The sequence below is a fragment of the Exiguobacterium sp. s83 genome, from assembly GCF_018617095.1.
Lineage (GTDB): Bacteria > Bacillota > Bacilli > Exiguobacteriales > Exiguobacteriaceae > Exiguobacterium > Exiguobacterium profundum.
Genome location: NZ_JACSJP010000001.1, coordinates 1069333 through 1088843 on the forward strand (window position 1 = coordinate 1069333; position 19511 = coordinate 1088843).

Below are 19511 nucleotides of genomic sequence, written 5' to 3' on the forward strand. Positions count from 1 at the left end.
ATTCTATGATAAATATGAATGATTCGTTCGTATTTTAGCGGTGGTAAACCAAATAAAAAGCGACAATCGAGTTCGAATGTCGCTTTTCACATATTATTCCTCTGAAGCTCGCTCTTGATCCCGAAATTCTCTGAATTGATCCATGAGCTCAGGCTTATCTTCAAAAAATTCCACGAACTGTGTCATACAGTCAAGTGTGTTCGAGCTGAGATGATGTTCGATTCCCTCGACATCCTCGTACACATCTGCCTCATCCACTCCGATTAGACGTAAAAAAGACTCGAGCATCGCATGACGCTCGACCAATCGCTTCCCTACTTTTTGACCTTTTTTTGTAAGCATGAGACCACGATACTTTTCATACACCAGATATTCTTCACGGTCCAACTTTTGAACCATTTTGGTGACAGAGGAGGGATGGACCCCTAAATGTTCCGCAATGTCAGATACACGCGCATAGCCTTTCTCTGACATCAACAAATAAATACGTTCTAAATAATCTTCCATACTCGGTGTCGGCATGGGCACGACCTCCCCTTATGTTCCGGTTTCCATTCTTTATTTTATCCTAACTAGAATGAAATCGAAAGGGAAAGCCCCGATTGATTGAGTCAATCATTGTCTCATGACCTTAAATTCATTATAATGAGATATGGTAACTTTGAAAGAGAAGGGAAGAACATCTATGGGACTCGAAACAATCCTCGTCATCCTCCTATGGGTTGCCTTGATCGCCTACATCGTATGGCGTTTCATGCCAGCTCGCGGGTTGAAAAAAATGAAACAAGAAGAATTCCGCGCCTCACTCCGTAAAGGTCAGCTGATTGACGTGCGCGAACCGAACGAATACAAAGGCGGACATATCGTTGGTGCTCGGAATATCCCGGTCGGCCAAATGAAACTACGCATGAAAGAACTGCGCAAAGATCAGCCGATTTTGATTTACTGCCAAGGTAGTTCACGTTCAAACCAGGCGGCTAAACTCTTGATGAAGAACGGATACAACAACATCTACATGCTCGAAGGCGGTTTCAAGAACTGGAAGGGTAAGATTAAAAAAGCTTAAAAAACGGGCGGGTCGATTCAATCATCGACTCGCCCATTTTTTATTTTACAGATGACGCCTCACGACGCTCATATTTTAAGACCGGTTTACGGGCAGCGAGTGTCTCGTCCATCCGTTTGACGACCGTCGTATGAGGAGCCGTCTGAACGATCTCCGGATTCTCTTCCGCCTCTTTGGCAATCTGGAGCATCGCATCACAGAACGCATCAAGTGTTTCTTTTGATTCTGTCTCTGTTGGTTCCACCATGATACATTCCTCGACATTTAACGGGAAATAGATTGTCGGTGGGTGGTAACCGAAGTCAAGAAGACGTTTAGCGATGTCGAGAGTACGAACACCAAGGGCTTTTTGACGTTTGCCTGACAAGACAAACTCATGTTTGCAATACGTATCATATGGCACGTCGAACGCATCTTTTAGTCGCGCGAACATATAGTTTGCGTTGAGGACCGCTTCACGTGATACCCGCGTCAATCCTTCTGCGCCCATCGTCTTGATATAGCTGTAAGCTCGGACGTTGATCCCGAAGTTTCCATAGAATGGTTTGATTCGCCCGATTGAATGTGGTCGGTCGTAATCGAGACCATATCCATCATCTGTTTTCGTCACGATTGGAGTCGGTAGGAATGGGATTAAGTCACGTTTTACTCCGACTGGACCTGAGCCTGGACCTCCACCGCCGTGAGGACCGGTGAACGTCTTATGCAGGTTCAAGTGAACGACGTCAAAGCCCATGTCCCCCGGACGTGCGATTCCGAGAATCGCGTTTGAGTTCGCGCCATCATAATAAAGCTTCCCGCCAGCTTCATGAACGACTTTTGAGATTTCAAGAATATCCGCTTCGAATAGTCCAAGCGTATTCGGGTTTGTCAGCATGAGCGCAGCTGTATCCGCTCCAACTTTTGCCTTCAAATCATCCAAATCGACGAGACCGCGCTCATCTGACTTGACGGTTACCGTCTCGAATCCAGCAACGACTGCGGACGCCGGGTTTGTTCCGTGCGCCGAGTCTGGAACGAGTACTTTCGTACGAGCCGTATCCCCATTACGTTCATGGAACGCTTTGATCAACATGAGTCCCGTCCATTCCCCATGCGCCCCTGCCGCTGGTTGGAGTGTGACTTCGTCCATTCCTGTAATTTCAGCGAGTTGCTCCTGTAAGTCCACCATGAGTTCGAGCGCACCTTGAATCGTCTCAACCGGTTGCAGTGGGTGAATATGTGCAAAGCCAGGAAGACGAGCCATATCTTCGTTCACTTTCGGATTATATTTCATCGTACACGAACCGAGCGGATAGAAGCCTGAATCGACCCCATGGTTTCGTGTAGATAGAGACGTGTAATGGCGAACGACATCGAGTTCAGATACTTCCGGAAGTTCCGCCGCCTCTTTTCGAATCATCGTAGCCGGTAACAACGTCTCAAGGTCAACCTCTGGGACAGTCGGTGTCGGCAAATTATATCCAGTCCGTCCTTCACGTGATACTTCAAAAATTAGCGTTTGCTCGTGTTGCATTATTTCATCCCCCCAACCACTTCGACAAACTGATCAATCTCTTCTTTCGTGCGCAATTCCGTCGCGCAAACCAACATCTGTGTCTGACGCTCCCCTTCATACGTACCAAGCGGTAGACCACCAATCATGCCATGCTCGAGCAGATGGCGCGATACTTCTTCTGCGTCACGTCCAAAATCTACCACGAACTCATTGAACATCGGTCCTTCGTCCACGATGTTGAATCCTGCAGCTTTTAACGCTTCTTTCATATAATGAGCAGTTTGAATATTCCGAACGGCCATATCACGAATTCCGTATTTTCCTAAAGCGGACATCGTGATCGAAGCAGCCAATGCGTTAAGCGCTTGGTTCGAACAGATATTGGATGTCGCTTTATCACGACGAATGTGCTGTTCACGCGCCTGGAGCGTCAACACGAATCCGCGTTTGCCGTCCTCATCGACCGTTTGACCAACAAGTCGTCCCGGTAGTTTACGCATCAATGATTTTTTGACCGCGAAGTATCCACATGACGGTCCACCAAAACTTTGCGGAATACCGAATGGCTGTGCATCTCCGACCGTGATGTCCGCACCGAGTGCTCCTGGTGACTCAAGAATTCCGAGGGCGAGCGGGTTGCTCGAAACGACGAAGAGCGCACCCGCTTCATGAGCCAATTCTGCCAATGTTTCTAAGTCTTCAATACGACCGTAGAAGTTTGGATATTGTACGACAAGACACGACGCATCCGTCAAATCAAGGTCTGACACGTCCGTCACCCCGTTCACCACATCTGTGTAGTCAACGGATAGCCCCGGTCCGTCAGCATACGTACGGATTACGTCCTTCGCTTCAGGATGCACTGCACCAGAGACGACGACACGTTTTTTCTTCGTCTGCGCGCTCGCTAGGTAAGTCGCCTCAGCGAGAGCCGTGATTCCGTCGTACATCGAAGAGTTCGCGACGTCCATCCCTGTCAATTCACAAATCATTGTTTGGAATTCGAACATCGCCTGAAGTTCACCTTGTGAAATCTCAGGTTGATATGGCGTATACGCCGTATAGAATTCAGAACGCAAAAGCATATGGTTCATCACACTTGGTGAAAGATGATCGTACATCCCTGCTCCAAGGAAGCTCGGGTATGATTTCGTATGTTTGTTTTTATCAGCCAACTTCGTCATATGACGAACGAGATCGACTTCCGGAAGCGGAGCCCCAATCGCCGCCAATGATGCTTGTTCGCGAAGTGTTTCTGGAATATCTGAAAGAAGCGCTTCGATTGAATCGACGCCGATTGTCTCTAACATGTCTCGTTCATCTTGTTCGGTCATCGGTAAATAACGAAATTCCATTCTGTTCATTCTGAATCCCCCTGTTTCATTTCGTTCGTTTATAGAAAGGTGTCGGTACGCGTTCGGCTTCAATCTTTTTGCCACGGATGTCGATGACAAAACGATCTTCATCTTTGTAACGTGCATCGACTCGTGCCCATGCGATTGATTCATTTACAGTCGGAGGCATCGTACCGGTCGTGACAACGCCGATTACATTCCCATCCAATTCAACTTGCGCCCCTTGGCGGGCAATCCCACGACCGAGCAATTTCAATCCGATCAATCGATTCGGAATATTCTCTTTTTGAGTGACGAGTGCTTCCTTACCAACAAAGTCAGTATCTAGCTTGACGGCAAAATTGAGATTCGCTTCGAATGGCGTGACCGACTCATCTAACTCATGACCGTAAAGCGGCAAGCACGCTTCGAAACGTAATGTATCGCGTGCGCCCAGCCCACATGGGGTAACACCCTCGGTTTCAAGCGCTTCCCAAATGGCAGAAATCGCTTCTGCTCGAGCATAAATCTCGAACCCATCTTCCCCAGTATACCCACTTCTAGAGATGATCGATGGCACACCCGCAACGTCCCCATTCATGAATTTGAAGAACCCGATTTCGTCGAGTACCACATTTGTGATAGTTTGAAGTACGGATTGTGCATTCGGTCCTTGAATCGCAATCTGACCATATTCATCAGATTCATTTGTCACAACCACGTCACCCTTGACGTATCGACGAATGTGGGCTTCGTCCTTTTCAATATTTGAAGCATTGACGACGAGCCAATAAGCGTCCTCATCCAATCGATAGACAAGCAAATCGTCCACCACACCGCCGTCTTCAAGACAGAGAAGGTTATACTGGGCTTGACCAACTTTAATCTTCGAGATATCATTCGTCACCAAGTTTTGAACTTGCTCAAGCGCATCCGGCCCTTCGATTCGAATTTCTCCCATGTGAGATACATCAAACATCCCCACGTTTTGACGTACAGCCAAATGCTCTTCTTTAATCGAAGAGAACATAATCGGCATTTCAAATCCCGCAAAATCAACCATCTTCGCCTTCGGTTCAATCAAATCGAACAAAGGCGTACGTTTCAAAGTAACCTTTTCCATAATATCCCCCAATCCCGAACATAAAATGCTTTTGTTTTTGAAATCTTTCGTTTTCCATTCCACTTTAACAATTTTTATTCCTTCTGCATAGGTAAAAAAGCGAAAAAGAAAAAGGATGAAAAACGAAAACGTTTTCATCCTCATTATTTCATATTTTCGACTCGGTGGAAACGTCAGAACGTTCAATTCCCGCTGTCCGTTTGATTTCATGAGTTAGCTCGACGGCGGCTTGCTTTAATTCAATCGATTCATTCTTCGCATTGACCCCAAACTCTTTTAATTGAGTAACGGATCGATTGACCGCATCCACGTGCCCTTTGATTTCATTGACCTGTTGACCAATCACATCCGCCCGAATTTTAAAACGTTCCGTCAGACGATTCAAACGACCAAATTCTGGTTTCATTTTGTTTTTGAACAAGAGATAACCATATATCCCAAGTCCGATTAATGAAAATACGATGATGGCAAAATTAATCCAAATCATACTTTTTCCCCCTTTATACGGATGATTTGCTTGGCGATGTCTTCAGACGATTGAGATGCATCGATGGATACACTCGCTTTTCGATATAATTGATCACGTCGTTGAAACAACGCATGAACATCCTCCCGTCCTCTTTTAACAAGTGGCCGCGCAGAATCTTTGATTCGTTCCCAACACATGTCGAACGGAAGATTTAAATGGATCATCGTACCACGTTCTCGCATCCAACATATATTTTCAGAGCGTTCCACCACTCCGCCACCGGTCAGGATATAGTCAGCAGTGACTTGTTGCAGTACTTTTGACTCAACATCACGAAACGCAGACTCACCATTGCGGTCAAAATATGTAGCGATCTCCATCCCAGTCATAGACTCAATGACTAAATCAAGATCGATGACCTCCCCATATTCTTTCAGAAACGAGAATAAGGTAGATTTACCTGTACCCATAAACCCCACGATATAAAACGGGTTTTCATTCATAAACAATCACCTCTTTATGCCGTTCACCAGATGTTAGCACGATATTCACTTCAGTACGATTCGGTGCAATCGGACGACACGTCAGAGTTCCCGTTGGTTTATGCAGCGTTAACGGTCGATCACCGCAACGCTCCTTCGCCAATAACAGATGCGATTCGAAGCGAATCGCTAAGATTTCCTCTGACAGTCGCCTCGTCGTTCGTTCCACATCAGTATACCAAAATAACGCGGCCCCGAGTAACCAAACAACGATGGTCAAGGTGATGACGAGAAAGAATCCTGTTTCATGCACATGACGTGCCGCTCTCTTCTGAACGATGAATCGGTCCATGCGATTCGAAAACCCTTTCCGACCGTTTCGACATGATACTGCTCGATTCCTCTTAAAAAGAGTAAGTTTCCTCCTCCATCTCCGACCATGACCAAATTGCCATTTACTTGTTTGATGTCCATGACCACCGCTCCTCATCCGATTTGACGAAATCACCTCGTAACCGCCCTTCGTCAACACGACAGTTCTCGCTATCCATCAGACGGCGCACAATCAGTTGAGGCGTCGTATGATGATTCCATTTAGGCTGTTCATAAAGATGTTGACCGAGCGTGAGCAGTTCAACCAAAAGGAAAAGAAATATGGGAAGGATCAGCAAAACGACCGTCATTTCAATCATCGTAAAGCCCTTTTCATAATGTCGGTAAACAAAATCCTTTCTCACACACTTGCTCACGCCCTGTTGGTTCAGTGGCTTCAAGCAGAACCTCTCCTTGTAATCGTTCATAGATGAAGAGCGTGTCACTCAACCGTTGGATTCGTTCATTCCCTTGCACGACAAAGGATGCCAGTATGAAAATCCATCCCATGATGACCGCAAGACTGACAGTCAGCTCCCATAACGAGAAACCCGATTCATCCACTTTCACGAATAATCACCTCCGGCTCATACGTCCCGATTCGAAATTTGAGCGTCACCGATGTCTTTCCACTGACGAATTTCCATTGTCCCGCATAAGAGGCGGTCGCTTGTGAAAAGGTCAACGTGTTGTACGTCGGAAGATATACATCCACCCCATCAGGAACATCAACCTCCCTGACGATCTCTCTCCCACACACAATCAGATAAGTTTGTTGTTTGGAAATCCAAATCAATCGCGGCACACAATCTCCCTCTTCTGAAATATAGGGAAATTGCCCAGCTTCTTGAATATTCGCTACCAATGAATCCGTAAAATTGTAGAGTTCCATTCGTTCGAACGGTCTCGTAATCGGTGCACTCATCAATACTAAGAACGACAATACGAGAAGTACCCATGTCATTTCGACCAAGGTGTAGCCTTTCATTGTTTTTTTAAGGAGCCATCAGTCGGAGAATACGTATAGGTCGAGGATTGACAGCTATAAACGAGTGGATCTGCAGCCGATGCACGCTTAATCACTTCTAACGTTTCAGGATAGGCCTTATGTTCCGCATAGTGCAAATTGATTTCAGATTCAACGATTCGAACACTACCTTCGCAACTCACTTGGTCAGCACGAGATTTCCCGTCCGACAAAGAAGGGACAAGTAACAAGAGAAGAACGGATATAATGAGTAATACTGCCGCCATCTCAACTAATGTGAACCCACGCTCTTCCTTCATTTCATCTTTCTCCTTTCACAATTGAGCCATAATGAGTTTGACCGGTAAATAGAGTGTGTAAAAAAGAACACCGATCATGACACTGAGGATGCCGTATAAAGACGGTTCAATTTTCTCAATCAAACCCCGACTATATTGCTCCATCTCTTCGAATACAAGCTCGCGATGAAGAGACATCAATTTACCAAGTTCCCCACTCATCGATCCCACACCTAATAGACTCACGACCTCATGATCGATAAACGGTTCACACCTCGTCGCCGCTTCAATCCCTTCACCTTCAGACATGCGATAGTGAATTCGCTTGGCCATCTCTGCCATTTCCCCCTCTTCCTCGGCTAGCCGACTGATAATCTGCCTGATATTCGTTTCAGTATGTTGGAGCAAGGACAATTCACTTACAAACACATAGGTCATATAGAGTGTTTTCCCGCGTCTCCATACGTAAAAAGGGAGCTCTACTCCTCGACGATGGAATCCATATATGAGAATCGCGATTGCTACGAATATAGAAAACAGTACAGGAAAGAACCAATTCGACAATAGAATCGACCCCACACCGCCGTGCGACGAGACATCTACCATTCCCATTAATTTCGGGAAAATGTATAAGGCATAAATCATGCCTAATGCAAGTAGGATGAAGAAGATAATCAACGGATAGCGAATTAGCCTCCGCAGCTCCTGCTTTAACCGTTGTCGCATCTCGAGTACCATCGCCACTTGCGACAATCCATCCATAAATCGTCCGTTGTGGTCCGCCGTATGTAAAATCTCTTGCATCTGCCGATTCGTGATCAAGATGGAAAATACCTCAGACAAACTCACACCCGCTTCTAGACGAATCCTCATCTCTCGAATACAGTCTTTCATTTTTCCCTTCTCATGAAGTTCAAGCGTCTCCATGGTCACTTTCAATGACACACCTCGTGATTGTAGACGAAGAAAACGATGAATCAGTCGGATCGATGGGATTACCGGAACGTCGACCATTCGCAAGTCACCTCCTGATTTCGAGTCAGTACACACCAATGTCTTTCCACGGTCGCCTTACCAAGAAGTTGCATCAGCCGCTTTTCCCCATCCTGAATCGATGCGGTATGAAAGGTTGTAATCGTCAAATGCCCACTGAGCGCTGCATCGTATGCGACCATCAATTCTTCATCGGTCCGTACCTCGCCAATCACGATGATATCCGGGTCGGCACGAAGCGTCTCTTTCAACAAGTGTCGATGGCTTAGTCCAGCCTTAGCATTCACTTCCAGCTGAATGACACCACCGACCATTTGTTCTGGAGGATTTTCAATCGTCACAATCCGCTCATGCTTCAGCTGATTCAACAGGGCATACAGTACCGTCGTCTTGCCTGCTCCGGTAGAACCCCCTATAAAGAAAAGACCATGATGTGATGCCACGACTTTCTGAAATCGTTCCACATCGTGTGATTGTAACAGGTGCTGAAGTTCAAACGTGTCATGGGGAATGCGCCAAGACATTAACGTCTGGGCGAACGACGGGAGAAAGGTCACCCGGATGACATCTTGATTCAATTCATAGACCCCGGATTGTGGAATGCGTTGATTAGATTCAGGTAGTGAACACCAATATCGCATATGATATGTAAGGCGATCATAAAGCTCTGCATCCATCGATTGAAGCGCAGCAAGTTTACTAGCAGAACGGACTTGAACCTTTACTTGGTTTGCATCGGGTATAAAATGAAGATCACTCGCACCGATTTGACGTGCTGCATCTACTAAATCCTCAATGAGTTCCTTCATCTCGTTCACCTCGATACAAGCATAAAAAAAAGCCCACTATGTTGAAAGTGGACTTGTTTTATGAAACTTGAACCGCTGCAGTGTTGTGGCGACGTGCATATGTTTCGATTGAAACCTTGTCATATCCGACAATCACTTCTTTTCCATCAGTTAAGATTGGACGCTTCAAAAGTTTTGGGTTTTCGCTCATCAGCTTAAGAAGCTCGCTTAATTTCAAATCCTCCACGTCAACATCAAGTTGTTTGAAGGCCTGGCTTCGCGTCGCAAGGAGAGAATCGACTCCTTCCTCACTGATTGCAAGGAGTTGCAACAATTCATCAACTGTTGGTGCATCTCTGAAAATGTGACGCTCACTCACTTGAAGTTCTTGTTCTTGTAAAAACGCTTTCGTCTTCCGACAAGAAGTACAGCTTGGATACGTGTAAAACATTAGTTCTGATGCCATTTTTATGTTCCTCCCTCATTCAACTTTCACTTCGCTCATTTTGTATAAGTTGATTATACATCTCTATACCCCGTTTGTACATGTTTTGTGCAACTTTTTTATAAATTTTGTACAACTTTATTTACCGAAATGATTTCACATATTTTTCACGATTATTTTGCTCAATTATCACGTTTCCATAGCATTTTTTCGAATGTGTTGGTAAAATAGTGAATGAGAATGGAATAATGCACGTATGGGGGGATTAACATGGCAAGAATGTTTCGTGTCCTAGGCTTTTGGACTGGACTAGTAGCGGCACTTGCTTTCGTAGGCGCACTAGGCGGCGACCAAAGTAGTAGTGAACATACTGGCGACTTTATCGTTATGGGACTTGTCTTCTTAGCACAAACGATTTTCTTCGTCGCTCTTGGTTACTTAAAACTAACTGAAAAAACGTATGTATATGTCTTCGGCGCGTATTTGACAATTTTCTTCGTTGTCTTTACGTATTGGAGCAACTTCCAAATGTAAAAAAAGATTGTCTCGCCGGAGACAATCTTTTTTTATGTGAAGAACGGATTTGTCCGCTTTTCTTCTTCTAGCGTCGTCATAGGACCGTGCCCCGAGTATAACGTCGTCTCATCAGGAAGGAGCTGCTTCATCCGATCGATGGACCCCATTAATGTCGACTGGTCTCCACCGAACAGGTCTGTCCGTCCGACGGATTGCTTAAAGATCAAGTCACCACAAAAGGCGATTCTTTCATCATCCATATACAATACGACACTCCCTGGGGAATGACCCGGCGTATGATAGATTCGAAATACGATGTTCCCAATTTCTAATACATCACCTTCGTATGTTTTTTCTGCCGGTTTCATTGAAGGCATCGGCAAGTTGAACGCAGAAGCGCCATTCTTTTCGCCATCTGTCAGCCAATCCGCTTCTAAGCGGTGTACATAGACTGGTACCTGGTAACGTTCACGGAGCGCATCGATTCCTCCGATATGATCGAAGTGTGCATGAGTCAACAAGATTGCTGAAAGTGTACCGAAACGTTCGATTGTATCGAAGAACCTCGGGTCATCCGTTCCGGGGTCAATGACGACGACAGTGCCGCCTTTTTCAATCACATAGCCGTTCTCTTGTGCCAAGCCAGACGTAATCTTTTTGATTTGCATAGGATTCACCCCCTTCTTATTCAAAACAATATTGTGGCAAAATTGTTTCGATGTCAACCTTTGCTCGACAGCGACTCTATAATCGGATAAAATAATAATGATATTTCAGTGAAATTTTTATGAATTTCATGACGTATAATTAAAGGGGGAACTCGTCATGCATTTGTATGAACCGTTCGGATGGATTTCCGTCATCGTCGCGATTGTGGCTATTTGGGGAATGCTTCGTTCATTCCAAAAACGCCAATTCTTTCCGCTCATTTTTGCAGGTTTAACTGTACTCGTATTCGGATTCTTTGGTGTCGCCACGTTGATCTACGGTGGAATTCCAGGTTAATGATTCGCATATGCAATCATCAAGCGACTTCGGTCGCTTTTTTTATGCCTTTCTATACGTTCATTCCCTCTACATAAAAACGGACCAAATCACTATGTGACTTGGTCCGTACTCATTATTCTTCAGTTTGTTCTTTGAAACGGAGTAAGTCGGAGTAAATCAAATCATCGTTCATTTGCAAGATTTTTTCCGCTTCTTCCGTCATCGGACCACATAACGACGTATCTTCGACTACTTCACCAGAAGTCGCGTTATAACATGTCGACTGTGTCCAAACATATTCATCCGTCACGACCGTTCCGTCGCGGAAAATCGCGCGGCTGTTTCGATTTTCAGAGAATAAGTCGTTTCCGAATCCAATCGTATCTGACGTGTCGATTCCAAGTAAGTGCAAGATGGTCGGTTTCATGTCGACATGACTACCGATCGTCTCATGCACTTCCCCTTCTTTCTGGTCAGGTAAGTGAATGGCAAACGGAACTTGTTGCAACTTCGCCACGTCGAATGGTGTCAACTCATCTTTGCCGAGTAGCTCGGCCATCGCACTGTTGTGGTTCGTCGAAATTCCGTAATGGTCACCGTAGACGACAAAGATTGTATCTTCCCACATTCCATTCTCTTTCAACTGGTCGATGAAGAGACCGAGTGCGTAATCTTGATAAGCTAGTGCTTGCGGGAAGTTGTTCAACGTAGTTGAGCTCGTTTCAAATTTTGGTACAAGCTCATAGTCTTCACTTGGCATCGTGTACGGGAAGTGGTTCGTCAATGTGATGAACTTCGCGTAGTACGGTTCAGGCAATTCTTGAAGCATTGGAATAGATTGTTCGAAGAAACTATCGTCTAAGAGACCCCATTCTGTCATGTCTTCAGGATTCCCGAGGTCATAACTCTTTTCATCAAAGAATTGATCGACGCCAATGTTCTTGTACATTTGATCGCGGTTCCAGAACGATTTGTTATTCGCATGGAACACGGCTGAGTAATAATTTTCGTCCTTGACCAACTCAGGGAGCGCTTGATATTCGTTATCGGCGTTCGTAAAGTATACAGCACCACGCGGGAGTCCATATAGTGAGTTATCGAGTGCGAACTCAGCATCAGAAGTCTTCCCTTGACCGACTGTATGGTAGTAGTTCGGCCAGTAGTGAGACTCTTCAATCAGTTTGTTCAAGTTCGGCGTGATGTACTCTCCATTCGGCGCCTTCATGTTGTGAGTAAAATTCTGCGCAGATTCGAATGAAACCACGATGACATTTTTCCCTTTATATTTTCCGAATAAATCCGGATTCGGCGCCGCATAGTTTTGACGGGTGAATTGTTCAATCGTTGCGAGTTCTGATTCATCCGCCATCGCTTTTTGAGCCGATGTTTTCGTTTGGAGCATGGCATCATACACATGGAAGTTAAATGTTCCGATGTTTTTCACCAACAGCTCACGGTCAAATGAACGAGTCAACAATTCAGGCCGTTCCGTTTCTGCTAGCAAAAGGTTGAACAAGAAGACAGAGACCGCTACGACGAATGTGACGAGCGCACGTCGATGTGAAGCTGCATTCTCTTTCATGTTCATTCGCCATAAGATAAACGGAAGGATAAACACGTCACCAAGAATGATTAAATCTTTCCATTCAAGAAGCGAAGTGAATGATGTCGATAACGTTTCCATGTTCGATGGTTGCATGATGACAGGCATTGTCAAATAGTCCGTGAATTCCCGATAATACACGGCGTCCGCAAACAAGATAAACGATGCAATCGCATAGAGCGTGTAGAGCACCCATTTTTGTTTGTTACCTTTAAAGAAGAAATGGAAGGCAAACAAGAATAATGTCGAACTGATTGGGCTAATCAGTAAGATAAAAGCTTGTGCGGTGTTTTCAATCGGAATGTTGAAGAAAAATTGATAGACGATATACGTCTTCGTCCAAAGCAATAACGTAAAAATCCAAAATAGACGATATTCTTGAAACGAAGCGCGGACCGTGTCGTTCAGTCTCGTCGATAGCTTCGAAAAGCGTTGAGATGAATTCATCTGACGGTCTCCTCCTCTTTTCAGTTTTCGGCATGTTTTAGTTGCCATTCTTTATTTATATTTGTTCATTCATTGTACAATTCGGATTGAATAGTACACGTCCAGTATCAAGTCCAAATCTTACCCCTTTTTTAATAAAAAATCAACTGTGACGTTACAAATTTTACAATATCCCATACCCTTTCCCACAAAAAAACACGCCTGCAATGTGCAGACGCGTCCGTTTCATACTCGTGTCGGAAGGAAGTGTTTCCGTGCCAGCCAAGCACATCCAATCACACCGGCATCGTTTTCGAGTTCAGCGATTTTGAATGTTGTCGACTCGTATACCCGCTCGAGCGCAAACCGTTTGAACTGTGCATCAAGCGGCTCCAATAACGCGTCGCCAGCTTTTGAGACGCCTCCACCGATGACAATCATTTTCGGATTGAGCGTGTTCGCGATGTTCGAGATGGTCAAGCCGAGGTATTCCGTCATCTCGTCAATGACTTCTGTCGCGATCGAGTCACCAGCCTTATATGCTTCAAACACGTCACGTGCAGTCACTTCTTTTAACTCGTTTAATGAAGTATCTTGATTCTTACGCTTCTGTAACGCCAGACGCGAGATGCCGGTCGCTGAAGCAATCGTCTCGATACACCCGAGGCGACCACAACCACACTTCACAGCCTTCGTTTCGTCTCGTTCCACGGTAATATGCCCGATTTCTCCGGCCATTCCTGCCGTCCCATGAACGATATTCCCGTTCGTGATCACGCCACCACCGACACCTGTACCGAGCGTGATCGCCAATAATTCTGACGCCCCTTCGCCGGCACCTTTCCACATCTCACCAAGGGCCGCGGCGTTCGCATCATTTTCGAGCACGGCCGGAAGACCGACTGCTTTTTCGAACTCACTCACGAGTGCAAAATCTTTCCACCCGATGTTCGGAGAATATTCGACAACTCCTTCTGAGAAGTCGACGAATCCTGGTGCCCCGATTCCCGCACCCGCAAAATCTTCTTTCTTCTTACCTGATGTTTGTAAGTATGTTTCAAAAGAAGCTGCGATGTCTTTTGGAATATGTACACCATTCTCTCGAATATCCGTTTTGACTTCCCACTTATCCGAAATGATGCCGTTCATGTCTAAAACGGCCATCTTCACCGTCGTACCACCGATGTCGATACCTAATAACCATTTCATACCGTTCACTCCTCATCTCAACTAAATCGCTTTCATTGAATAGTGTACACTATTATCCCCTTAGTGCAACCCTTTGCACTAAGGGGATTTCTGTCAATCTGTTGAATTTTTTAATTCGTGGGTCAAAATGATTTTGGCCGTATCGTACACACGTTGTTCGATGATGCCCCCTTCATACAATTCGTCGAGTTCCATCATCATGAGTGAGATTTCAGCATCCCGTTCTCCGATGTAAATAATGGTACCGAACGATTTTAAAAACTGTTGGACATCATAAAAGTTTTTCATGCTTCTTCCTCCATCGTCGATTGTACATAACGATTTAACAATTCTCGCGTTGCTTCCATTGATGACAGATGCGTTCGCTCATAACTATGGCTCGATTCGATTCCTGGCCCAATCAAGGCATGTCGCACATCATACCCTGCTCGAATCGCCGCTGACGCATCTGACCCATAGTACGGATAAATATCTACCTTATACGCGATCTCATGAGCTTTACATAACGCCGTGAACTTCCGTCGTAACCCGATATCATACGGTCCAGATGAATCCTTGGCACAAATCGAGACTGTATACTCATCGGAATGCTGTCCATCCCCGAGCGCACCCATATCAACGGCAATGTATTCCACGACGTCTTCCGGAATACCCGCGTTCCCTCCAAATCCGACCTCTTCATAATTCGAGATCAAGAAGTGAACGGTATGCGGTAAGTCATAACGGATTAAGTCTTTCGCAAGGTCCAATAGAATGGCGACCGACGCCTTATCATCCAAGTGGCGTGATTTCACGTATCCTGAAGAGGTCACTTGAAAGCGAGGGTCGAATGAAACGAAGTCCCCGATTTCAATCCCAAGCGCCGTCACATCTTCACGAGAATGCACTTTTTCATCCAATCGGACTTCGATGTTTGATGCAGATCGCTCGGCAGAGTTCGTGTCCTTATAGACGTGAACACTTGACTGATGGATCAAGATCGTTCCTTCAATCGCCTCTCCTTCTTCACGGTGGACGAGGCAGTTCTCTCCCTCAATCGCCGTCCATGCGTATCCTCCCACTTGAGTCAAACGAAGACGCCCGCTCGGCAAGATGTCTTTGACCATCGCACCGAGTGTGTCCACGTGTGCCGTCAACAGACGCGCCTTGCCAGAACGACCTGAAAATGTGGCCAGCAGTGCCCCTTTATGTAGACGTGACGTCTTGACACCCAGTGCATTCAATTCTTGCTCCGCGAAGCGGATGGCCTCTTCCGTCATCCCGGAAGGACTCGGGATGTTAACGAGTGTTTTTAATGTTTCAATCATTGAATTCTCCCCTTACCAAAATCCGTACCCGACGAATAGTCCAAACATCGAGATGGTGAGTACGGAAAATAAGATTCGTTGTATACGGTTCTTCTCATCCGGTAGCCCGACGACCCCCGAGACGACAAAACCACCAATCAGACCTCCCGCATGCGCGAAATGGTCAAGACCTGCACCTAATACAAACGCAAGTCCTACGTTTAATCCTAACATAATAAAGAGCGGAGGTCCGAGCGTCTTCATGAAGAGAGAACGATCCCGCAACCCAAAGTACAAGAGCGCACCGACCAATCCAAATAGCGCCCCTGAAGCGCCTGCTGATATCGATTCGCTGAATGCAAACGATGCGGATGTCGCTAATATTCCACTGAGCAGGTAGATGATTAAAAATCGTATGGAGCCGTACATCCGTTCGACGAGCGGACCGAGCGACCAAAGTGCAAACATATTAATTGCAAAGTGGAACCAACCGATATGCAGGAACATCGGTGTAATCAAACGCCACCATTCCCCTTGTTCAATCAACGGGTTCACTTTGGCCCCGAATGCGACCAACGTGTTTGGATCAAGCGTCGAACCGACCGATTCGGCTAACCACATGACTAAAAAGGTGACGAACAGTAGCCCATACACCACTTGTGGTTTTCCGAAGGAAAAACGTTTCTTCAGATCCGCTTTCTTTTTCCGGTCGAGGGAGACCGCTAGCAGTCGGAACCGGTCTTCTTCCATAGTCGGTGTGCAAATCGAACGGGACAATGTCACTTTCGCAGGGATTTGAAACGTCAACGAGTCTACACGCTCTTCATCCACGAGACGCTCACCATAAACATGAATGGTCAATCGTTTCCGCCCGATGCGAGATAAGCGAAATGCGTTCAAAATCGCGTGTATATCCATCCCAACGTGATTCGCCCATGCTTTTTCAGTCTGAATGAACAAATCATACCGATCACCTGCTTTCGTATCGAATAAGATGACCGCACGGGAGGGTTCGAGTATGCCTTCAATTCGCCCACCGTTTTCGACCTTTCGATAAATATCTTCCCAAAAACAAGTTGTCGCCAACGAAACCCCTCCTCTCTCTCAATTCTATTGTAAATCACGACACGACCCACGACCAAACGATGATTCGTTCTATATGTATAAAAACCCGTAACCAAATGGCTACGGGTTTCCAAAGGATGGAGATTACAAGACAGGTTCCATCGTTTTCATGAGTACGTTCGCAGAATGTTGCATTTTCTCATGCTCTTCTTGTGACAACTCAATCTCAACGACTTCACGAACGCCTTGACGGTTGATGATTGCTGGTACACCGATATGGATATCGTGCAATCCATACTCACCATCAAGATGGGCACCGACTGTCAACAACGTGTTCTCGTTACGAAGGACAGCCTTGACCAACCGAAGGAGACCGAGTCCAATCGCATAGTACGTCGCACCTTTACGTTCAATGATATGATATGCTGCGTCACGAACGTTGACATAGATGTCTTCAAGGTCTTCCCAGCTGTACTCATCATGCTCTTCAAGTAGTTGCTCGACCGATTTTCCATATATACGAGCGTTGCTCCAGGCAGCAAACTCCGTATCACCATGCTCACCCATAATGTAGGCGTGACAGTTACGCGGGTCGACGTTGAAATAGTCTCCGAGCATGTAACGCAAGCGAGACGTATCAAGCACTGTTCCTGAACCGAAGACACGATGTTTCGGAAGACCAGAATATTTCCATGCGAGATGTGTCATGATGTCGACCGGGTTTGAAGCAATAATGATAATTCCGTCAAAACCAGAGTCCATGATGTCTGAAATCATAGATTTCATAATCTTCGCATTTTTTTCAACGAGATCAAGACGTGTTTCACCTGGACGCTGTGGTGCGCCAGCAGTGATGACCACGATATCAGCGACGCCACAATCCGAATAGTCCCCTGCCCAGACGCGCATCGGTGATGAAGCGAATGAAACCCCATGGTTCAAGTCCATCGCTTCTCCTTCTGCCTTGGCTTTATTGATATCGATGATGACAAGTTCTTCACATAGACTAGCTGTCGTCAACTGGTAAGCGAAACTCGCACCTACTGCCCCAGCCCCTACAAGTGCGACTCGTGTTACTTTAGCATGATTTAATGTTTCCATAATGATTCTCCACCCTTCAAACAATCTGTTTCATGTTTTTGTTATCTCTGTTACAAATAGATTGTAACATCATTCACAAACTCAAACTACAGCGGAAACCGTTTTCACTTTGGCGATATTGTGACAATATTCACATTCGTTTGGAACACCTTCATTTTCTGTACTACCCTCATCCAAACACAAAAAAACAAATCAACGTCGCTCCACATACTGAAAGAAAATTTACCGCATCATTTCCGAGAAAACGCCATCCCGACACGTAACTCGTCGGCACGTCGTGATGTATTTTTTGCTCCGTCAATTTTCCGCAGACTGTACAACGAAACGTTCGTTGGAATGTCGCGCCGAGAAGCGTGTCAATGATGCTACCAGTTAATCCAATCACCCATAATAAAAGGAGATGCGTGACCTTTAAGTCGATGAACACAAGAGAGGATACGACAATCAACAGTGCACCGAACATCGACATGACGGTACCGAACGTCGAGACGGCGCCACTCGTTCCCGGTTCGACTCGCTTAAAGGTAAACATGAACCGAGGTTTCAGTTTCGATAGGACACCGAATTCAGATCCCCACGTATCGCTCGTCGCCGCCGCGATGGAAACGACATACATATAGAGGTAGACCGGGTCATTCGTCAATTGATAACCGAGTGCACATAAAATCCCTATCCCACCGTTAGCTAACACTTGCATGGCATCGCGAGCCCCCGTCTTCTCGACGATCTCATCGACCCCTTTTTTATCGTGAGAGCGATATTTCGAAGCGAGAGAAGAAGTCGAAAAAAACACGCCAAGCAAGTATAGACCGAACCACCCGAACGAGAATCCGATCACCGTACCGGTCACGACTGTCAACAGCGCCCCAGAGCGAGTCAACGACCGTAACCGATAACCGAGATAGGCGACGAAACATGTTACAGCGAATATGGCGAACACTGAATCATCTCCTTTTCTGTTACGATCCATTGAACAGGTAGGTCGTGCGGTTCAGTTGGTACATGATCGACAAGCTGAACGGTATATGCCAAAGCAAGTGTTCTACCTTTATAGGTTTTTAAATAGCGATCATAATAGCCCCCACCCCAACCGATACGATAACCGGTTCGATCGAAAACACGCCCCGGAACAAGACAAAGGTCGATCACTTGCGTCGTCGCTGGAGTGGTCGGCTCTAAAATATTCATGACTCCCTCTTCCAAATCATCAAATGAATGAATGATGTGAAACGTAAGTCCCCGCTCCGTTACTTTCGGGACGCAGACCGTTTTTCCTTCTTTAAAGGCCATATGAATAATCGGGGACGTATCAATTTCTAGCGGGAGTGACAACGTTAGCGCGATTGTTTGACTTTCAATCCATAAGTCCGAGGCAAATAATGATTGGTGAATGACTTCGTCCGCATGATGTCGATCCGCCATTTGTTTGATGTATTGATGAATCGTGCGCCGCAGCGCTGTTTTCTCTTCCACAACGTATTC

26 protein-coding genes are annotated in these 19511 nt (G+C 45.9%); 3 read left to right on the forward strand and 23 right to left on the reverse strand.

What is annotated here, in order from left to right:
* Positions 1-93 precede the first annotated feature (93 nt).
* Positions 94-522 (reverse strand): transcriptional regulator MntR, encoded by a 429-nt coding sequence (mntR, locus tag KNO73_RS05560; RefSeq protein ID WP_078147113.1) that lies wholly within the window; start codon positions 520-522, stop codon positions 94-96.
* 163 nt (positions 523-685) lie between these two features.
* On the opposite strand from mntR, the gene KNO73_RS05565 reads away from it, so the two are divergent.
* Positions 686-1066 carry a rhodanese-like domain-containing protein gene (locus KNO73_RS05565; protein WP_012726584.1) on the forward strand — a complete coding sequence of 127 codons (381 nt, stop codon included), beginning with the start codon at positions 686-688 and terminating at the stop codon, positions 1064-1066.
* A gap of 40 nt (positions 1067-1106) precedes the next feature.
* Here the strand turns inward: KNO73_RS05565 and gcvPB are convergent, their stop codons facing one another.
* The 13 genes from gcvPB to KNO73_RS05630 form a co-directional block, all read right to left on the reverse strand.
* Positions 1107-2582, reverse strand: coding sequence for an aminomethyl-transferring glycine dehydrogenase subunit GcvPB (gene gcvPB, locus KNO73_RS05570; RefSeq protein WP_012726585.1), 1476 nt, complete (start codon positions 2580-2582; stop codon positions 1107-1109).
* The gene (gene gcvPA / locus KNO73_RS05575; RefSeq protein ID WP_047795659.1) at positions 2582-3919 is read right to left on the reverse strand and encodes an aminomethyl-transferring glycine dehydrogenase subunit GcvPA; all 1338 of its coding nucleotides are present in this window, start codon (positions 3917-3919) and stop codon (positions 2582-2584) included. Before gcvPA ends, gcvPB begins: the two co-directional genes overlap by 1 nt.
* A 25-nt stretch (positions 3920-3944) precedes the next feature.
* Complete coding sequence (gene gcvT, locus KNO73_RS05580) at positions 3945-5021, reverse strand: glycine cleavage system aminomethyltransferase GcvT (RefSeq protein ID WP_078147937.1); 1077 nt, start codon at positions 5019-5021, stop codon at positions 3945-3947.
* Between the two features lie 148 nt (positions 5022-5169).
* A complete protein-coding gene (locus KNO73_RS05585) occupies positions 5170-5508 on the reverse strand; it encodes a hypothetical protein (RefSeq protein WP_078147115.1) in 339 nt (112 codons plus the stop codon).
* A complete protein-coding gene (locus KNO73_RS05590) occupies positions 5505-5993 on the reverse strand; it encodes a shikimate kinase (RefSeq protein ID WP_214684033.1) in 489 nt (162 codons plus the stop codon). The genes KNO73_RS05585 and KNO73_RS05590 overlap by 4 nt, the downstream gene beginning before the upstream one ends.
* Positions 5986-6324: a hypothetical protein gene (locus KNO73_RS05595; protein ID WP_143404771.1), complete on the reverse strand. Its 339-nt coding sequence runs from the start codon at positions 6322-6324 to the stop codon at positions 5986-5988. The genes KNO73_RS05590 and KNO73_RS05595 overlap by 8 nt, the downstream gene beginning before the upstream one ends.
* 103 nt (positions 6325-6427) lie before the next feature.
* The gene (locus KNO73_RS05600) at positions 6428-6772 is read right to left on the reverse strand and encodes a prepilin-type N-terminal cleavage/methylation domain-containing protein (RefSeq protein ID WP_353047954.1); all 345 of its coding nucleotides are present in this window, start codon (positions 6770-6772) and stop codon (positions 6428-6430) included.
* Complete coding sequence (locus KNO73_RS05605) at positions 6678-6914, reverse strand: hypothetical protein (RefSeq protein WP_047795193.1); 237 nt, start codon at positions 6912-6914, stop codon at positions 6678-6680. The genes KNO73_RS05600 and KNO73_RS05605 overlap by 95 nt, the downstream gene beginning before the upstream one ends.
* Positions 6901-7308, reverse strand: coding sequence for a prepilin-type cleavage/methylation domain-containing protein (locus tag KNO73_RS05610; RefSeq protein ID WP_251024855.1), 408 nt, complete (start codon positions 7306-7308; stop codon positions 6901-6903). The genes KNO73_RS05605 and KNO73_RS05610 overlap by 14 nt, the downstream gene beginning before the upstream one ends.
* A 20-nt stretch (positions 7309-7328) precedes the next feature.
* Positions 7329-7631, reverse strand: coding sequence for a prepilin-type N-terminal cleavage/methylation domain-containing protein (locus tag KNO73_RS05615; RefSeq protein ID WP_031423311.1), 303 nt, complete (start codon positions 7629-7631; stop codon positions 7329-7331).
* Between the two features lie 15 nt (positions 7632-7646).
* Positions 7647-8624: a type II secretion system F family protein gene (locus tag KNO73_RS05620; protein ID WP_215112200.1), complete on the reverse strand. Its 978-nt coding sequence runs from the start codon at positions 8622-8624 to the stop codon at positions 7647-7649.
* Positions 8606-9412 carry an ATPase, T2SS/T4P/T4SS family gene (locus tag KNO73_RS05625; protein WP_215112201.1) on the reverse strand — a complete coding sequence of 269 codons (807 nt, stop codon included), beginning with the start codon at positions 9410-9412 and terminating at the stop codon, positions 8606-8608. The genes KNO73_RS05620 and KNO73_RS05625 overlap by 19 nt, the downstream gene beginning before the upstream one ends.
* Positions 9413-9470: 58 nt before the next feature.
* A complete protein-coding gene (locus tag KNO73_RS05630; RefSeq protein WP_012726596.1) occupies positions 9471-9857 on the reverse strand; it encodes a Spx/MgsR family RNA polymerase-binding regulatory protein in 387 nt (128 codons plus the stop codon).
* 249 nt (positions 9858-10106) lie between these two features.
* Here KNO73_RS05630 and KNO73_RS05635 point away from each other — a divergent pair, with 249 nt between their 5' ends.
* Positions 10107-10370, forward strand: a complete 264-nt coding sequence (locus tag KNO73_RS05635) for a DUF2626 domain-containing protein (protein ID WP_012726597.1) — start codon at positions 10107-10109, stop codon at positions 10368-10370.
* Positions 10371-10402: 32 nt separating this feature from the next.
* Here KNO73_RS05635 and KNO73_RS05640 read toward each other — a convergent pair whose 3' ends face one another.
* On the reverse strand, positions 10403-11020 hold the full coding sequence (locus tag KNO73_RS05640; protein ID WP_214812926.1) for an MBL fold metallo-hydrolase: 618 nt from the start codon (positions 11018-11020) through the stop codon (positions 10403-10405).
* A 157-nt stretch (positions 11021-11177) separates the two neighbouring features.
* On the opposite strand from KNO73_RS05640, the gene KNO73_RS05645 reads away from it, so the two are divergent.
* Entirely contained in the window at positions 11178-11357 is a 180-nt protein-coding gene (locus tag KNO73_RS05645) for a DUF2759 domain-containing protein (protein ID WP_215112202.1), read from the forward strand.
* Positions 11358-11472: 115 nt separating this feature from the next.
* On the opposite strand, the gene KNO73_RS05650 is transcribed toward KNO73_RS05645, so the two are convergent.
* The 8 genes from KNO73_RS05650 to KNO73_RS05685 form a co-directional block, all read right to left on the reverse strand.
* Complete coding sequence (locus KNO73_RS05650; RefSeq protein ID WP_214733625.1) at positions 11473-13389, reverse strand: LTA synthase family protein; 1917 nt, start codon at positions 13387-13389, stop codon at positions 11473-11475.
* Positions 13390-13614: 225 nt separating this feature from the next.
* Positions 13615-14577: an ROK family glucokinase gene (locus tag KNO73_RS05655; protein WP_214684026.1), complete on the reverse strand. Its 963-nt coding sequence runs from the start codon at positions 14575-14577 to the stop codon at positions 13615-13617.
* Positions 14578-14670: 93 nt separating this feature from the next.
* Positions 14671-14865, reverse strand: coding sequence for a YqgQ family protein (locus KNO73_RS05660; protein WP_012726602.1), 195 nt, complete (start codon positions 14863-14865; stop codon positions 14671-14673).
* The gene (locus KNO73_RS05665; protein ID WP_078147123.1) at positions 14862-15884 is read right to left on the reverse strand and encodes a M42 family metallopeptidase; all 1023 of its coding nucleotides are present in this window, start codon (positions 15882-15884) and stop codon (positions 14862-14864) included. The genes KNO73_RS05660 and KNO73_RS05665 overlap by 4 nt, the downstream gene beginning before the upstream one ends.
* 12 nt (positions 15885-15896) lie before the next feature.
* Complete coding sequence (locus tag KNO73_RS05670) at positions 15897-16949, reverse strand: rhomboid family intramembrane serine protease (RefSeq protein ID WP_078147124.1); 1053 nt, start codon at positions 16947-16949, stop codon at positions 15897-15899.
* Between the two features lie 123 nt (positions 16950-17072).
* Positions 17073-18029: an L-lactate dehydrogenase gene (locus KNO73_RS05675; RefSeq protein WP_012726605.1), complete on the reverse strand. Its 957-nt coding sequence runs from the start codon at positions 18027-18029 to the stop codon at positions 17073-17075.
* 169 nt (positions 18030-18198) lie between these two features.
* The gene (locus KNO73_RS05680; protein WP_214812937.1) at positions 18199-18969 is read right to left on the reverse strand and encodes a DUF92 domain-containing protein; all 771 of its coding nucleotides are present in this window, start codon (positions 18967-18969) and stop codon (positions 18199-18201) included.
* On the reverse strand, positions 18948-19502 hold the full coding sequence (locus tag KNO73_RS05685) for a 5-formyltetrahydrofolate cyclo-ligase (protein ID WP_214812938.1): 555 nt from the start codon (positions 19500-19502) through the stop codon (positions 18948-18950). The genes KNO73_RS05680 and KNO73_RS05685 overlap by 22 nt, the downstream gene beginning before the upstream one ends.
* Between the last annotated feature and the right edge of the window lie 9 nt (positions 19503-19511).

Coding starts and splice junctions, on each gene's coding strand:
- mntR (WP_078147113.1), bottom strand. CDS start 522: ATGCCGACACCGAGTATGGAAGATTATTTAGAACGTATTTATTTGTTG.
- KNO73_RS05565 (WP_012726584.1), top strand. CDS start 686: ATGGGACTCGAAACAATCCTCGTCATCCTCCTATGGGTTGCCTTGATC.
- gcvPB (WP_012726585.1), bottom strand. CDS start 2,582: ATGCAACACGAGCAAACGCTAATTTTTGAAGTATCACGTGAAGGACGG.
- gcvPA (WP_047795659.1), bottom strand. CDS start 3,919: ATGGAATTTCGTTATTTACCGATGACCGAACAAGATGAACGAGACATG.
- gcvT (WP_078147937.1), bottom strand. CDS start 5,021: ATGGAAAAGGTTACTTTGAAACGTACGCCTTTGTTCGATTTGATTGAA.
- KNO73_RS05585 (WP_078147115.1), bottom strand. CDS start 5,508: ATGATTTGGATTAATTTTGCCATCATCGTATTTTCATTAATCGGACTT.
- KNO73_RS05590 (WP_214684033.1), bottom strand. CDS start 5,993: ATGAATGAAAACCCGTTTTATATCGTGGGGTTTATGGGTACAGGTAAA.
- KNO73_RS05595 (WP_143404771.1), bottom strand. CDS start 6,324: ATGGACCGATTCATCGTTCAGAAGAGAGCGGCACGTCATGTGCATGAA.
- KNO73_RS05600 (WP_353047954.1), bottom strand. CDS start 6,772: ATGAACGATTACAAGGAGAGGTTCTGCTTGAAGCCACTGAACCAACAG.
- KNO73_RS05610 (WP_251024855.1), bottom strand. CDS start 7,308: ATGACATGGGTACTTCTCGTATTGTCGTTCTTAGTATTGATGAGTGCA.
- KNO73_RS05615 (WP_031423311.1), bottom strand. CDS start 7,631: ATGAAGGAAGAGCGTGGGTTCACATTAGTTGAGATGGCGGCAGTATTA.
- KNO73_RS05620 (WP_215112200.1), bottom strand. CDS start 8,624: ATGGTCGACGTTCCGGTAATCCCATCGATCCGACTGATTCATCGTTTT.
- KNO73_RS05625 (WP_215112201.1), bottom strand. CDS start 9,412: ATGAAGGAACTCATTGAGGATTTAGTAGATGCAGCACGTCAAATCGGT.
- KNO73_RS05630 (WP_012726596.1), bottom strand. CDS start 9,857: ATGGCATCAGAACTAATGTTTTACACGTATCCAAGCTGTACTTCTTGT.
- KNO73_RS05635 (WP_012726597.1), top strand. CDS start 10,107: ATGGCAAGAATGTTTCGTGTCCTAGGCTTTTGGACTGGACTAGTAGCG.
- KNO73_RS05640 (WP_214812926.1), bottom strand. CDS start 11,020: ATGCAAATCAAAAAGATTACGTCTGGCTTGGCACAAGAGAACGGCTAT.
- KNO73_RS05645 (WP_215112202.1), top strand. CDS start 11,178: ATGCATTTGTATGAACCGTTCGGATGGATTTCCGTCATCGTCGCGATT.
- KNO73_RS05650 (WP_214733625.1), bottom strand. CDS start 13,389: ATGAATTCATCTCAACGCTTTTCGAAGCTATCGACGAGACTGAACGAC.
- KNO73_RS05655 (WP_214684026.1), bottom strand. CDS start 14,577: ATGAAATGGTTATTAGGTATCGACATCGGTGGTACGACGGTGAAGATG.
- KNO73_RS05660 (WP_012726602.1), bottom strand. CDS start 14,865: ATGAAAAACTTTTATGATGTCCAACAGTTTTTAAAATCGTTCGGTACC.
- KNO73_RS05665 (WP_078147123.1), bottom strand. CDS start 15,884: ATGATTGAAACATTAAAAACACTCGTTAACATCCCGAGTCCTTCCGGG.
- KNO73_RS05675 (WP_012726605.1), bottom strand. CDS start 18,029: ATGGAAACATTAAATCATGCTAAAGTAACACGAGTCGCACTTGTAGGG.